Genomic DNA, 15,335 nt, shown 5'->3' on the forward strand with positions numbered 1-15,335 from the left:
TTTAGTTTGACATCCCTTTCTTTTTTCTCTTTTTATACACCGCTACAGCAATAAGTGTTAATACTGTTACTAGATAGGGAAGTATTTGTATTAGCTGTGGTGGAAAGCCATATAATTGGGCCTTCATGGTAACCGCATCGGTAAAACCAAATAATGCAGCCCCAAAGAATGTTCCTATAGGCATAGCATTACCAAAATTGGAAGCAGCCATGGCAACAAAACCCCTTCCATTAGTCATATTATCAGTAAACATAGTAAGTTGCCCTAAAGACAAATAGGCTCCACCTACACCGCATAAAATACCACTTACTGATACTACTAAGCATTTTAATTTAAAAACACTTACACCAGCTGTCTCTACTGCCATTGGGTTAGGTCCTGTAGCTCTTATTCTTAAACCTATTTTTGTTTTAAATAGAATAATTTGAACTACAGCCACTACTAAAAGTGACACATAAAGTATTATAGATTGATTTGCAAAAGCCGATAAAATAGGTATATTCTCTAAAAATGGTAAATGAATTACTGGAAATCCTACTATTTTAGGAGATGAAAATGCTCCCCTAACTCCAAATAATAAGTTTAAAAAATATTTAGTTATTCCTAAAGCAAACATATTTATAGCAACTGACACTATGATATTGTTAGCTTTATATTTAAGATTAAATACGGCAAATAATAATCCCATAATCCCACATACAGCACATGCTGCTAAAAGTGCTATTGCAGCTGAACTAGTATAATAGCTTACAGCTACTGCAACAAAAGCTCCAATAAGCATAAATCCTTCTAATCCTAAATTAACTAATTTTATTCTCTGAGTAATTAAGCCTCCAAAACCAGCCAAAAGTATAGAGGGCAAAAGTCTCAGTGTAGTTTCAAGAATTGTTGTTATTATATCTAACACAATTTACCCTCCTTTTTACTTCCCACAGTTTTATTTTTGTCTGCTTTTTTCTTCTTTTTAAAATAATCAAATGCAAAATCTGCTGCAATAAATACGATCATAACTGCTTGCACAGAAGATATTAAATCTCTAGAGATATTTGTCATTACTTCCATCTGAATAGCTCCATTAGTAAGGGCCCCAAAAAATATTGCTGTTAGTATACAAGCCAATGGATTATTTCTGGCTAAAAGGGCTACAGTAATACCGGTATAGCCTAAACCCGGCGAAAAATCAGATATATATCTATAGTTAACTCCCATGACTTGTTCAGCCCCTGCCAGTCCTGCTATAGCACCACTAATCATTACTATTATAATTGTTTTTTTAGTTGCATCAATACCAATATATCTTGAAAAGGTTCTACTAATTCCCGCTGCTCTACTTTCATATCCAAATTTTGTCTTAAATAATAATATATATAATATTATTGAAAGAATAATGGCTATAATAAATCCAAAATTTAAATCATTCATAGCTCCAGCCAGCTTAGGAAGCATAGCTCCTTCACTTATCTTATAGGTAGCTCCTATGGCAAGCTCTCCTTTAAATGGGTATGTTGCCAAATAATTCGAAAATAACTGAGCTATATTATTTAACATAATGCAGGTAATAAATATACTAATATTTAATTTTACATTAAGAATAGCTGGAATAAATGCCCAAGCCATCCCAATAACCATGGCTGCAATCATACAAATTGGAATAAGAACAGCTGGAGGTAAATTCCCAAAATAAACTCCTGTTAAAGCAGATGCTATAGCGCCAAAATAAAGCTGTCCTTCTATACCTATATTGAATACTCCTGCTCTAAAGGAATAGGCTGCTGCAAGACCAGTAAATAATAATGGTGTAGCCTTTGCTAGGCTTGTACTAAAGCCCTGCCAGCTGCCAAAGGCCCCTTTAAAAAGTATCATATATGCTTCAATAGGAGAAGTGCCAGTAGGAATAATAAGCAATGCTCCTATAAAAAGAGAAACAATTATAGCAAAAATAGGCTTTCCTAAATTAGTTAAAAATGTTTTTAGTTTTTTATTCATATTCACTCTCCTGCCTTTTAGAACCCGCCATATAGAGTCCTAGTTCTTCTCTAGTTGTTTCACCAGCCCTTACCTTACATACAATTTCTCCTTCAAAAAGAACTATAATTGTATCACTTAAAGCAAAAATTTCATCAAGGTCGGAGGATATAAGTACTCCTGCTGTTCCATTGTTTCTTAAGTCCATTATATAATTATGAATAAAACTAATTGCACCAATATCCACACCTCTAGTGGGCTCAGCAGCTATCAGTAATTTAGGTTTATTTACAACTGTCTCTCTACCAATAACTATTTTTTGCTGATTTCCTCCTGAAAGTTCACTTACAAGGGAATTATGACCTGGGGTACGTATATCAAATTGCTTAATCATATCTTTAGCATTTTTATTTACCTTCTTATCATCTATAAAGGTAAAACCTAATATTTTCTTAAGAAATTTAGGCATTATATGGTATCCAGCAAAACTATTTTGTGCCACCGACCATTCCATACAAAGGCCTTCCTTTTTCCTATCGGCAGGTATATAACTAATTCCCTTTAAAAGACACTCTGTTCTCCTTAAATTAGTAATGTCTTCATTCTCAAAAAACACTTTACCCATATCAGGAATAAGTTGACCTGCTATAACCTGTGCAAATTCCTGCTGTCCATTTCCAGATATGCCTGCTACACCTACTATTTCGCCTTCTTTAATAGTAAGATTGATATTCTTTAAAGCAAATAGGCCATTATCTTCTTTTACGCTTATATTTTCTAATTTCATAACCTTACTTCCGTCTTTTTCTTTCCTTTCATGTACCGGTGGAAGCTCTTTTCCCACCATATGCTCTGCAAGCTTATATTTATCTGTATCCTTTGTATTCATCTCGGCTACTACTTTTCCCCTACGCATTACAATAATATAATCCGATACTCGAATAACTTCGTCGAGTTTATGGGTAATGAATATAATTGTCTTGCCTTGTTTTGAAAGACTTGCTATATTATTGAACAGCTCATCGGTTTCTTGGGGTGTCAGAACAGCTGTAGGCTCATCGAGAATTAAAATATCGGCACCTCTATACAAAACCTTTAAAATCTCAACTTTTTGCTGCAAGCCTACTGGAAGATTTCCTATTAATTCATCGATAGGAACTTCTATACCATTTACCTTCATTAACTCTTCTATTTCAATCCTGGCCTTATCATAATCAATATACATTGATTTACCGGGTTCCATGCCTAAAATAATATTTTCTAATACCGACAATTCCTCCACCAGCATAAAGTGCTGATGAACCATACCGATATTTTTTTTAAGGGCATCTAAACTGGAGTTAAAGGAAACTTCCTCTTCATTTATTTTAATAACTCCTGAGGTAGGTTTCTGTAAACCATATAATATATTCATTAGCGTAGATTTACCTGCACCATTTTCTCCAACTAGACTTACTACAGAGCCTCGTTTTATCTTGATAGAAACATTGTCATTAGCTAGAGTACCAGGATATTGTTTACATATATTCAACATCTCCACTGCTAATTTCATCCTTGACTTCTCCTTTTGTATTATAATTATATAATTCTATAAATTTCAATTTTTTCATACATATAGATAAACGACTTCATAATTCAACTTTAAAAAAGATGCAATTATATAAAAAGGAGTGGCTTACAAGTCTTTTCATTACAAAAGCGACATTTATATAATCTCAGCCTTATGCATATATTAACTTTTGAAGTTGTTTATCTATAATATATCTGATATTAATGTTAATAATTTAGTAGCACCCCATTCTATAAAACAATATCTTTTAATAGAACAGGGTGAATTTTTTAATACAACAATTTAAAAATAAAGAGTCGATTATTTATCAAATACATCTGTAACTTTGACTTTTCCATCAATTACTTCTTGTCTAATAGCTTCTACTTTTTCTAATACATCGGCGGGTATTATATCTTTAGTATATTTCATTTCACTCATGCCAACACCTTCTTCTGCTAAGCCGTATACTTTAACACCAGAAGTAAATGTTCCTTCCTTTGCTTGTTTAATAAAATCATAGGCTGCATTACCTACATTTTTTATCATACTAGTAAGTACTTTTCCTTCTACTATATAATCTTGGTCTTGGTCTACACCTATACCATATACTCCATCATTCTCCTTTAAGGCTTCAAAAAGACCTTCGCCTGATTTACCAGCAGCTTGGAATATAATATCTGAACCTTCACCTATTAATTGTATAGCAAACTCTTTACCTTTACTTGGATCGGCAAATGACCCAACATAGGTAGGAATAACTTTTATATCAGGATTAGCATATTTAGCTCCTTCTTCAAAGCCTACAGCAAATCGATTTATACCTGGAACATCCATACCACCTATAAATCCTACTGTACCACTTTCACTCATAAGTGAAGCCAGTGCTCCCACAACAAAGCTGCCTTCATGGTCAGCAAATTGGGCTACAGCAAGATTATCTGCCTCGCTCTTAACATTAACTGCTGCAAATTTCTTGTCGGGATAATTAGGTACCACAGTATTAAGTGCATCGTCCCAGTCATTACCTACAACCATTATAAGATCATAGTCAGCATTTGCTGCAAGTTTAAGAGATTGTAAATAATCAGCTGTTGACTGAGGCTCAATAACTTTAATTTCTACACCTAATTCTTCTTTTGCCCTTTTAAATCCTTCATGGGCTGAATCGTTAAATGATCTATCACCTAATCCACCTGTTGCTGTTATAAGGGCTGCTTTCATTGTTTCTTTACCTGTAGTATTTTCAGAATTTTTCTTTTCAGAAGCACATCCTGAAAACGTTAACAGTCCTACTAATAAAAAAGATATGAATACTAATGATTTTTTCATATTTCCCCTCCAGTTTTTATATTAATTTTTTAATTACTCATTTAAGATAACATACTTCTACAATATTAAATAGGAAATCTTGCATAATATCGACAAATTTATATATTTTTTTATTATTTCGTGCTACCTTTATTTTTACAAAAAAATAAAAGTGTAGAGCATAGCCCTATCACCTTTTTAATACCATTTAAAACCATTGCCTATTTTCTTTACATTTCTAATATAAACAAATTACATTAGTGCTTTTTCTTTATATTCTACAAGTTTTTTATATTGTTCATAATTGATATATATCTTTCCAAGTTTTACAGTTACTAAATTCTCATCCTTTAGTCTCTCTACACTATTATTAGTAGATCGAATAGAAATACCTATGAAATCGCTTATCATATTTCTAGTTTCATTTATTTTAACATTTCCTTTATAGTTTTTTCCATATATTTTCTTATATAAATTATAACTATAAATCAAATATGAAACTACATTAATATGTGTAGAATATTTTTTGCATTCTATATGGCTTCTTAATGTATCATGCAATCTATTTATAATATTATGCATAATTTTATTATAAAAATCGGGATATTTTACCATCCATTTTTTTAAATCCAGCTTATTAATTTTTAAAGCTACAACATTAGTAAGGGTTTGTATATTCGCATATCTTACATCATTTTCAACAAGTACTTCTGAAAGACCGATTACATCATAGCTAGAAATTTTATAATAACAAGAAAGCTCTCCATTATCAAGCTCATTAAAGATACCACATATTCCACTTATTATAAGATATACATAATTAGAAGATGCCTTGCGCCTAATGATTATCATATCGTTAGCATAGTACATCACATCTATTTTTTCAATATCTGTTTCTGTAAAATCTTGAAACAATTCTTTCAAGAAGGGCTTATCATTTATATATTGTTTTATATCCATGTTATTCTCCTTTAGCAAATGATAATAGAGATAAACAACTTCAAGGTTTATTAAATTCCAAATAAAAAATGGAGAAGCGTTCATTACTTTCTTTAAAATTTATTTTGAATTTTAATATTGTTCATCTATAATAGACTTAGCATTATTTTATAATAGAATTCATAATAAAACAACTTATGTTACAATTATTAAGCACTTTTAAAAAGACAGATTAAAGTTTAATCTGTCTCCATAATATAGATATTCCAGTAAAACAGTTAATTTATACATCTTAAAATTCTTAGAAACATTGGATATTTTGATACGTATAAATTAAGTTTTACTATTGGAAATCTATATAAATTTCATTTTTTATCTGAATTTTAATAAATTTATTTTGGAATAGTCAATATTCCCATTGTCATCTAGTAAATTTTCATCAGCGTGTATGTATTCAACCTTTCCAATAAACATTTCATGGGAGCCTGTCATTATAGAATCAACTACTGTACATTCAATATTAACAGGACAATCTAACAGTATTGGTGCTTTTACCTTCAATCCCTCTTTATAGCTTACATCAACTTTAACAAGTTTATCCTCATCTCTTCTGCTTTTACTGCCAAGATACCCATATTTTTCTCTTAAGCTTTCTGGCACAAGATTTACAACAAATTCACCAGTTTCTTTAATCATATGATAGGAATATCTACTTGGTACAATTCCTACCATAACCATTGGAGGATCATAACTACAGTTCCCAGCATATCCAACAGCTAATGCATTAACTTCTCCATTTTCTCCTTTACAAGAAACCAAAATATCTGGCATTGGCTTTAAGCAGCTTTTAAAATCCTTTACTTCTACTTTATTCATTTCAAACATCCTTTCATAATATATAACCAATATTTTCATTATTTTAACATTGGTTACTGTTAGTAATTGAGTAAATTCCATAATTAGCTTCTGCAAAAACTAACTATAAATATTTTATCACTATAAATAGCATTTGCCAATAAACTTATAGGAAAAATTTTCAAAATTATGATATTGGAACCATTTCCACTTAATAAAATATTTTTGTGATTTGTAATAAACCAACAAAACTAAATCACATGAAGTTTAAAACACACATATAATATATAGGAAAACTTAAAATAAATATGGAGGAATAAAAATGACAACTTTCGGTTCCTTTTACGGAATTATTACTAGAATTGACGATTTTAATTCAGGCTCTGAAGAATCATTAGGATGCTATAAAATAATGACTGTACAGAAAATTGATGGGAATATCGTAAACTTTATAATAACACCAACTACTTATTTTGTATATAATACAATGATGGTAGTAGGAGATGTAGTAATTGGATTTTATGATATGAATGCTCCTGTACCTTTAATTTTTCCACCACAGTTTCGAGCAATTGCTATGTCAAAAATTATACCAGGGCAAAATATTAAAGTCGACTATTTTAATGAAAAGCTAGTAAGCAGCGATGGTACATTAAAATTAAATATTGCTCCATCTACTCAGATAGTACTGGAAAATGGTCAAATCTTTACTAAAAGTCCTAAAAATCGTAATTTAATCGTCATATACGGTCCAACTACAAGGAGTATTCCAGCCCAAACTACACCTTATAAAATTATTGTTATGTGTCCGAAAACATAGTGGATCAAAGATAAGTGATAAATAAACTATATTTAAGAATACAAGCAACACTCAATCTTTAGAAAGATTGAGTGTTCTTTACTACATTCTATAACAATGATCCAACGGTCCATTTCCACGACCAAGATTTAGATTTTCTTTTAATGCTCCAGTTATATAATCTTTACTATTTTGTATGCTTTCTCTTACGCTATATCCCAATGCAAGGTTGCTGGCAATAGCAGAAGAAAGAGTACATCCAGTTCCATGAGTATTAGAATTATTAATTTTCTTTTCTTCAAACCAATGGATTTTACCATCGAAAAACAGTAAATCATTAGCATCCTCTTCAAGATGTCCACCCTTAATTAAAATATGTCCATGATAATTCTTAGATATTTTTCTAGCTGCCCTATGCATATCTTCTTTACTATTTATTTCAAATCCACATAGTATTTCAGCTTCAGAAAGATTAGGAGTAATAACCGCTGCCAAAGGTATTAATTTATTTAACAGGGTATTTATAGCATCATCTTTAAGAAGCTTATTTCCAGAAGTTGAAACCATTACTGGATCAATAACAATATTTTTAGGATTATATTCCCTAAGCTTTTCTGCAATAGCTTTGATAATCTCAATTGAAGAAACCATGCCTATCTTAACAGCATCGGGAAAGATATCTGTAAATACACAATCCATTTGATTTTTTACAAAATCTGCTGAACAATTTTCTATTCCATAAACCCCAGTTGTATTTTGAGCTGTTAATGCAGTTATAACACTCATTCCATAACATTTGTGAGCCATTATGGTTTTTAAATCTGCTTGAATACCAGCTCCACCACTACAGTCTGAACCTGCTATAGTTAATACCTTTTTCATTTAAACACCTCTATTGTATTGATTTTAGTTTAATAAAAATATATTTGAGAAAATCATATATGAGGAAATTACATAATTCTAACTTGTCAAAATTGCATATGCGAATATTATCCTTAACTTAATTATTTAGAATTAAATATATTTCGATGGTATAGCTTAAGACATTTTAAAACAATATGTAGTAGTTAGTTTTTTGGAAAGGTAATTATGCAATTTGCTCATATATTAAAATTCAAATTATATCAAAAAATTTTATTGCATATATCCTTAAGTTCATTTGCCGCCTTAGCTATATCCTTCTCAGCAAGAATAGCTGATATAACTGCAACTCCATCTATTCCACTGCCCCTAAGCTCCTCAATATTATCTTTATTAATTCCCCCAATAGCTACCACAGGAATGCTTACTGACTCACAAATTTCTTTTAAAGCTTCATATGAAATATTTCTGGCGTCTTTTTTTGTACTAGTAGAAAAAATTGCTCCAACACCTAAATAATCTGCTCCAAGTTTTTCTGCAAGTATTGCCTCATCAACTGTTCCTACTGAAACACCCAGTATTTTATCCCCTCCAATAATTTTTTTAGCTTCTTCTATTGGCATATCATCTTGTCCTATATGAACTCCATCAGCATTACTTTTTAAAGCAATATCTATATTATCGTTAATTACAAAGGGTACATTGTAACGACGTGATAATTCCTTCATTTCTACAGCCAATTTTAAAAAGCTATCATCGTCTAAATTCTTTTCCCTTAATTGTAAAAAAGTTACTCCATTAATTAAACATTTTTCAACCTGGGAAATTAGGCTTTCCTCTCTTAACCAACTGCGGTCTGTTACAAGATAAAGGAGCAAAGATTTATTATCTACTTTCAATTTTAGCACCTTCCTTTAAAGCCTTAAAATCCATTAAGCTTACAGCATCAATTAAATAGGTTCTAAAACTACCTGTTCCCTCTGACTTTTCCACTATTTTTCTATATGCCTTCTCCCCACTTAATCCCATTACTGTAATTGCCATAACTGTGGCATCAAAAATTTCATTCTTATTTGAACCACAATATGTGGCCACTAAGCTACCTGCCATACAGCCTGTCCCTGTAATTTTTGACATCATATCATTTCCATTACGTATTAAAGATACCCTTTCACTATCTGTCACAATATCAATAACTCCTGTGGCTGCAATTGTACAATTAAATTTCCCAGAAACTTTTTTTATAAAATTAATAGATTCTTCTATATTTTCATCATTAATGAGATCATCTTCCTGAACATCTACTCCACCTGTATTTTTTGCATTTGTATATAAAGCCTTTATTTCAGACATATTTCCTTTAATAACAGAAAAATCTATTTCATTAATTAACTTTTCTACTGACTCATTTCTCAACTTTGAAGCTCCAACACCAACGGGATCTAGTATTACCGGCAAGTCTAATTCATTAGCCTTCTTTCCTGCTTTAACCATGGCTTCTACTGTTCTTGCATTGAGGGTACCTACGTTAATGTATAAAACATTACTAATGGACACAATATCTTCCACCTCATTTATGTCATCTGCCATAAGGGGTGAAGCCCCAGCTGCTAAAATGACATTTGCACAGTCATTTACAGTTACATAATTTGTTATATTATGTACAAGTGGTGGATTTGATTTTAGATTTTTTAATATTTTTTCAAACATATCTACATCTCCTTTATGGTAATATTTACCTGACGGAAATGGCTTGGAATAAAAAAACGTGTCACCTAAATTGGTAACGCGCTTTAAATATACATTAGTCATTTTCCTACGCTGGCATTACCCAGATCAGGTATAAGGGTTTTCATCGTATTAGATATCTTCTCAGCCTGATTACACAAGCTCCCCTATATATTAATTTACATCTAAATTATATATTTTTTAACAAAATTAGTCAAGTTATATCCCCTCTGAAACATAAAACTTGTGTAATTTAAAGCACCTTCTTGAAGGGTGGAGCATATTATATTATAAAGCCTATGAAAGGAATGAAAAGCATGTATAATATTTATAGACAATATCCTTACCCCATTAATATGTATAATATTTATGGAACATATCCATATCCCTACTGGTCACCAATTTATAACTCAGGCTTTGAAAGACAGTTTATTAGATTAAAAGATTATGGACCTAAGCCCTTTGTAATTAATATTGAAGAGGCTACCAAACAAAATAATAATTTCCGTACCGCCTTATGGACAGGAGATCATTTACAGCTTACCTTAATGAGCATAGATGTAGGAGAAGATATAGGTTTAGAGATTCATCCTAACCTCGATCAGTTTCTACGTATTGAAGAAGGTGAGGGAATTGTTAAAATGGGTAATCGAAAGGACCAGCTGGAATTTCAGAGAAGAGTTTATGATGATTTTGCCATAATTATACCTGCCGGTACATGGCACAATTTAATTAATACAGGAGATAAGCCAATTAAATTATACTCTATTTATGCACCACCTCAGCATCCATATGGTACAGTTCATAGAACAAAGGCAGATGCTGAAGCTGCTGAAGAAAGCTATGGTCATTAGGATACTAAAACACAGCAGCAAATTCTCATATAAATATTGTGAAAAGGATAAAGGATCCTTAGCACCTCTAGGACTAGGGATCCTTTTTCTATATTGTTATTTAATCTTCAAGTGTTATACCAGGATTTTTAGAAATATCATCTGCAACAATAGCGATGCCTCTTACTTTCGTACCGGGCTCTACCTTAGGTTGTATTGATGGATTACTGGGGTATGCCATACCATCGTATTTAATCAATGCAAAAAAACTTTCTATGCCCCCTCCTGAAACATACATGATAATATCTCTATATCCTTTGGTTTTACTATCGCTTATAATAACAGGATTATTTACAAGGCTAAATCTTGCTAGCAAATTATATTCACCCTCCTCCTGTTTAAAAATAGCAGCACTACACCCACCAGTGCCACAGAGAGGGAATCCTACAAGATAAACAAATACTTCAGGACTTCCGTCTTCATTAAGATCCACTTTATTATAATAATATCTTATATTATATTCATTTTCTTCTAATTCAAATTCCTTTATTAAAGCCTTTTCAAGCTTTATGTCTCTTTCTGTTTCGGAGCAAATATATTCTACATCTGAAAAATCTATTCCATCTTCATTTTGAAATGGAATGTACTCACAAATATCTCTCCTTAAATCCATTAGTTCTTCTCTAGATGGATAGGGATATTCAAAGGCTAAAGACCTATCAATAGACTGCAATGCCTCCTGGGTATTACCTGTTTTCATTTGAGCATCTGCCAAATAATACCAATAGGTCGATGAATCATTTTCTTTTAAAAGTTCTTTATAATAATTGACCACCTTTTCATAATAATAGGGATATACATCTGACGCCAATACAAATTTATCATCTGACCATCTGTATATCTCCACCTTATAGGCATCTCCAGTATCATGAATCCATAGGGCTAGTTCATATATACCATCTTTTCCCTGCTTGCTTTCAATATCTTTTACTTCAATCATGCTGTAATATTTATTGCCTTCAATTAAATCCATTAATCCCATGTCCGTCCATTCATACATACTAAGATCTGACCATATTGATGCAACCTGCCAGCCTATTACTAGATTATTTTTATTTTTACCAGTAATTGGTGCCACATTAAAATAGGTTATATTATAGCCCTTTCCTTTAATTATATCTGCCACATACCAAGCTCCCAAATAGTATTTTAAAACAATAATATAGTTTTCTCCTTGCCAATTATATACACCAATTAATTCTAATACACCATCCCCATCTAAATCTGCCATCATTACTGCCGGCCTTTTTATCGGCGCTTCCAGTATAATAAGCTTTGAAAAAGGTGGTAGAAATGATTTTATTACATCTAGCAAACCCCTATTATTCCACATATTATATCCCTCTTTATTTTTTACTTTATAATTATTATATGTAAGGGCTTTAAATATGTGTTTGAATACTAATTTCTCCTGCTGCCTATGAAGGTAATTGATTAAAATTAGTATCCATGTAACTTTTTACCATCTTTACACTGTCATCTCCATACCTATCAGAAAAATCCTCCATGGCCTTATCTAACATACTAAGTGCCCTTTCACCTAGTTCTTCAATAAGTACTTCACCTATTGTTTTATAAAGATGTCCACAATGATATTCCCATGACATAACAGCATTTTTACCTGGACGAATTAATTTTTTATAGATCAAAACAGCCATCTTCTTACCTTTCAATTGTGCATCGTAAAAAACAAAGTCGCAGTGGGTTCCATCATTTGGCTGGGTTGAATTAACATCAATCCGCAAATCTTTATTAAAACCCTTGACTAGAGCTTTATCAACCTCCATACAAAAATATCGTCCATAAGCCATTAGGTTATTTTCTTTCCAAGCCGTATGCCATGGGCATTTAAAAACATGCATAGCTGCATTTGGGCTTTTCTGTACTAATTTTTGTTCCATCTCTTCCTTTGGAGCCTTCCACTCAGAATAAGCCATATAATTATCCATAGTAAGCTCATGTCCATTTGCCTCGGCTCTTAAAGCCATTCTTCTTCCTCTTTGCATGGCGTATCTAATAACTGCTCTGCGCATAATAGGTTCTCCTGTTCTCTCACCTACTGCTTCAATAACGGCCTTTGAAATCCATGCAAATAGTAAAGCATGATGGGTCGCTGTAAATTTTTTCCCCATATTCCCCCTCCTCTTATTTATATAGATTTCCCATAGTAAAACTTAATTTATACGTATCAAAATATCCAGCGTTTCTAAGGATTTTTGAGATGTATAAATTAACTGTTTTACTGGAATATCTATAGATATCTAGCTCTAAAGTATTACGAATTTTAACTCTCTATAGTTCAATACCCAAAACCGAATTCCAACCAGCCACAAAAAATTTAGTAATTGTACCTAAGTATTCAAAAGCTTCTTCTTTAGACATATCATGCTTGACGACCTCATAAATAGCTGAAAAGTGAATATGTGACAGGATGTGAAGTTCTTTCTTGGAAATATAATTTACCTTTATCCCCTGATTCTTAAGCTCAGCAAAATATCGGATTCCCTCTTCAACACTCCAGCTCACCATGTCTTCGATAAAGTTTGCATAACTTGTTCCTTCTGAGGACATCAAAATCAGTTTAAATTCATCTATATATTTATATACATAGTTAATATATTCCTTCATATTAGTATGAGAAATTGACCTTATTGCCTGTTGATTTATATGTCCACTATATAACAAATCATAATATTGGCCCATCATATTTACTTGCATATTACAAGACTCTTTAAAGGCAGGAGCAACTAAGGTTTCAAATAATTGGTTTTTATCTGAAAAATGAGCATAAAAGGCTCCTGTTGTTACACCTGCCATTTTACTAATCTTCCTTAAAGAAGCATCTTTATATCCTTTTTTTAAGAATTCCTTTTTAGCACATTTTAATATTTCTTCTTTTGAATTAGCCTTACCCATAGTCACTATGTATTCTCCCTTTAGTATAATAACAGCGTTACGTAACACCGTTATTATACTCTCTGTATTTTATCCTGTCAATATGATATTGATATTCATTGTTATTTAAGTGATGAATAATATTTTGTTATGTGAGCAAATTGCATAATTACCTTCAGCAAAGACATATCACATATATTATACAACTTCCCCAAGTTAAAATTATGCAATTTCCTCATGTAACTGTCATATAAGCTCAAGAATATTCAAAAGTTTGATGCAATCTCTATATCCTTGTAAATAAAGGGTTTCTCTTTCTATCCATTCAATTCTTCCTATACAATCCTTATTTTTCAAAATAAATGATCTATCTTCATCATTAAGTGACTTTAATATCTCTTGAATTTTAGTACTTTCTTCTATTTTATTTCTTACTAATTCACTATACTCTTTATTAGTAGAACGTAAATTTTTTATTACATCTTCATGAATATCACAAAATAAAACTTTCAAAGATTCTATATATCTATTCGACATAATTCCCTCCTTATGATAATTTCTTGAATTACCATCTCAAACAGGGTATAATAGATTTACCGCTGCTATTGATAGCGGAAGCAATAAGAGTTTTGGCATGCTTTTCTGGGCGGTCAAAGCTCTTATTGTTTATCTAGGTCATCATATACTTTATGAACACCTTTTCTCAAAACCTCTGACTTACTTATATTTAGTTCATCACTACAATACCTAAGTTTTTTATCTGTTTCATCATCAATTCTAAATTTTATTGTTTTATTCTTTGGTGCATTAGTAGGACGACCTATTTTTTTGTTCGCCACTTATCTTTCCACCTCCATTTTGTGGGTACAATATTATATTAACTTATGTGGGGTCATTTGTCAATAGAACTTATCAACTATTCATTACCAAAAAATTTAAAAATCCTTTAAATTAATGTTATAATAAAGAATTGTTAAAAGATATTTTTATAATAATAATTAAGGAAATTGCATAATTCTAACTTGGCACAATTGCATAATATATATGGTATGTCTTTGGAGATTTTTAAACTATATATATTAGATAGTTTTTACATAAGGTAATTATGCAATTTGCTCAATTAAAAAGAGGAGGGTTATTTATGAAGAATAAAAAAACGATAATAACTATTACATTGGCAGGATTAGGTATGGCAGCATTTTTATATAAAAACAATATGCCTAAAATACCTATAAAGGAATATAAGCTATTGTGCCTTGAACTAGCAGAAATTGATGATCAAATTGCAAGAAATGAGTTAGAAGGAAATACTATTAATAGAAACAGTATCGTTTTTCCTCCAAAGGATAAGTCAATTAAAAACCGATATAAAATATTTTTTGATATGTATAAAAAATACAGCCGCGAAGAATTAAAAGAAGAAAAGAAAAAATTATTAGATCGTCTTGAAATATCAAAGCAGTATAAAAATGATGAATCTGAGGATTTAGAGCTTGTAATAGAATAGATCAATATAAAGTGAAAAACACCTTCTCTTAAG

17 protein-coding genes and 1 riboswitch are annotated in these 15,335 nt (G+C 31.3%); of the genes, 3 read left to right on the top strand and 14 right to left on the bottom strand.

Translation table 11 applies throughout. The features are described from left to right. Position 1 precedes the first annotated feature (1 nt). From B5X81_RS14525 to B5X81_RS14550, 6 genes are all read right to left on the bottom strand, one after another. Complete coding sequence (locus B5X81_RS14525) at positions 2 to 907, bottom strand: ABC transporter permease (protein ID WP_170917433.1); 906 nt, start codon at positions 905 to 907, stop codon at positions 2 to 4. Continuing rightward, positions 901 to 1,986, bottom strand: coding sequence for an ABC transporter permease (locus tag B5X81_RS14530; protein WP_079492692.1), 1,086 nt, complete (start codon positions 1,984 to 1,986; stop codon positions 901 to 903). Before B5X81_RS14530 ends, B5X81_RS14525 begins: the two co-directional genes overlap by 7 nt. Further along, on the bottom strand, positions 1,979 to 3,517 hold the full coding sequence (locus tag B5X81_RS14535) for an ABC transporter ATP-binding protein (protein WP_079492694.1): 1,539 nt from the start codon (positions 3,515 to 3,517) through the stop codon (positions 1,979 to 1,981). Before B5X81_RS14535 ends, B5X81_RS14530 begins: the two co-directional genes overlap by 8 nt. Positions 3,518 to 3,835: 318 nt before the next feature. After that, the gene (locus B5X81_RS14540; protein WP_079492695.1) at positions 3,836 to 4,846 is read right to left on the bottom strand and encodes a BMP family lipoprotein; all 1,011 of its coding nucleotides are present in this window, start codon (positions 4,844 to 4,846) and stop codon (positions 3,836 to 3,838) included. A 231-nt stretch (positions 4,847 to 5,077) separates the two neighbouring features. Further along, complete coding sequence (locus tag B5X81_RS14545; protein ID WP_170917434.1) at positions 5,078 to 5,785, bottom strand: Crp/Fnr family transcriptional regulator; 708 nt, start codon at positions 5,783 to 5,785, stop codon at positions 5,078 to 5,080. A 351-nt stretch (positions 5,786 to 6,136) separates the two neighbouring features. Then, the gene (locus B5X81_RS14550) at positions 6,137 to 6,640 is read right to left on the bottom strand and encodes a flavin reductase family protein (RefSeq protein ID WP_079492935.1); all 504 of its coding nucleotides are present in this window, start codon (positions 6,638 to 6,640) and stop codon (positions 6,137 to 6,139) included. 301 nt (positions 6,641 to 6,941) lie between these two features. Between B5X81_RS14550 and B5X81_RS14555 the strand changes: the two genes are divergently transcribed. Next, a complete protein-coding gene (locus B5X81_RS14555; RefSeq protein WP_079492698.1) occupies positions 6,942 to 7,439 on the top strand; it encodes a hypothetical protein in 498 nt (165 codons plus the stop codon). 81 nt (positions 7,440 to 7,520) lie between these two features. On the opposite strand, the gene thiD is transcribed toward B5X81_RS14555, so the two are convergent. From thiD to thiM, 3 genes are all read right to left on the bottom strand, one after another. Next, positions 7,521 to 8,300, bottom strand: coding sequence for a bifunctional hydroxymethylpyrimidine kinase/phosphomethylpyrimidine kinase (gene thiD, locus B5X81_RS14560; RefSeq protein ID WP_079492700.1), 780 nt, complete (start codon positions 8,298 to 8,300; stop codon positions 7,521 to 7,523). Between the two features lie 242 nt (positions 8,301 to 8,542). Next, positions 8,543 to 9,187 (bottom strand): thiamine phosphate synthase, encoded by a 645-nt coding sequence (gene thiE, locus B5X81_RS14565; protein WP_334293314.1) that lies wholly within the window; start codon positions 9,185 to 9,187, stop codon positions 8,543 to 8,545. Then, positions 9,165 to 9,989 (bottom strand): hydroxyethylthiazole kinase, encoded by an 825-nt coding sequence (gene thiM / locus B5X81_RS14570; RefSeq protein WP_079492936.1) that lies wholly within the window; start codon positions 9,987 to 9,989, stop codon positions 9,165 to 9,167. Before thiM ends, thiE begins: the two co-directional genes overlap by 23 nt. An 85-nt stretch (positions 9,990 to 10,074) precedes the next feature. After that, positions 10,075 to 10,186, bottom strand: a riboswitch (TPP riboswitch). 120 nt (positions 10,187 to 10,306) lie between these two features. Here thiM and B5X81_RS14575 point away from each other — a divergent pair. Next, positions 10,307 to 10,861: a cupin domain-containing protein gene (locus B5X81_RS14575; protein WP_330397388.1), complete on the top strand. Its 555-nt coding sequence runs from the start codon at positions 10,307 to 10,309 to the stop codon at positions 10,859 to 10,861. 100 nt (positions 10,862 to 10,961) lie between these two features. Here the strand turns inward: B5X81_RS14575 and B5X81_RS14580 are convergent, their stop codons facing one another. The 5 genes from B5X81_RS14580 to B5X81_RS14600 all read right to left on the bottom strand — a co-directional run bounded on the left by B5X81_RS14580 (position 10,962) and on the right by B5X81_RS14600 (position 14,634). Then, positions 10,962 to 12,233, bottom strand: a complete 1,272-nt coding sequence (locus tag B5X81_RS14580) for a hypothetical protein (protein WP_079492703.1) — start codon at positions 12,231 to 12,233, stop codon at positions 10,962 to 10,964. Between the two features lie 85 nt (positions 12,234 to 12,318). Next, positions 12,319 to 13,032: an L-2-amino-thiazoline-4-carboxylic acid hydrolase gene (locus tag B5X81_RS14585; protein WP_079492704.1), complete on the bottom strand. Its 714-nt coding sequence runs from the start codon at positions 13,030 to 13,032 to the stop codon at positions 12,319 to 12,321. 160 nt (positions 13,033 to 13,192) lie between these two features. Continuing rightward, positions 13,193 to 13,816, bottom strand: a complete 624-nt coding sequence (locus B5X81_RS14590) for a TetR/AcrR family transcriptional regulator (RefSeq protein WP_244282118.1) — start codon at positions 13,814 to 13,816, stop codon at positions 13,193 to 13,195. 225 nt (positions 13,817 to 14,041) lie between these two features. Continuing rightward, positions 14,042 to 14,332, bottom strand: coding sequence for a hypothetical protein (locus tag B5X81_RS14595; protein ID WP_079492707.1), 291 nt, complete (start codon positions 14,330 to 14,332; stop codon positions 14,042 to 14,044). A gap of 122 nt (positions 14,333 to 14,454) precedes the next feature. Beyond that, positions 14,455 to 14,634, bottom strand: coding sequence for a CopG family transcriptional regulator (locus B5X81_RS14600; protein ID WP_079492709.1), 180 nt, complete (start codon positions 14,632 to 14,634; stop codon positions 14,455 to 14,457). A gap of 302 nt (positions 14,635 to 14,936) precedes the next feature. On the opposite strand from B5X81_RS14600, the gene B5X81_RS14605 reads away from it, so the two are divergent. Continuing rightward, positions 14,937 to 15,302, top strand: coding sequence for a hypothetical protein (locus B5X81_RS14605; protein ID WP_079492710.1), 366 nt, complete (start codon positions 14,937 to 14,939; stop codon positions 15,300 to 15,302). The last annotated feature ends 33 nt before the right edge of the window (positions 15,303 to 15,335 follow it).

Source organism: Maledivibacter halophilus (assembly GCF_900167445.1).
In the GTDB taxonomy this organism is placed as follows: domain Bacteria; phylum Bacillota; class Clostridia; order Peptostreptococcales; family Caminicellaceae; genus Maledivibacter; species Maledivibacter halophilus.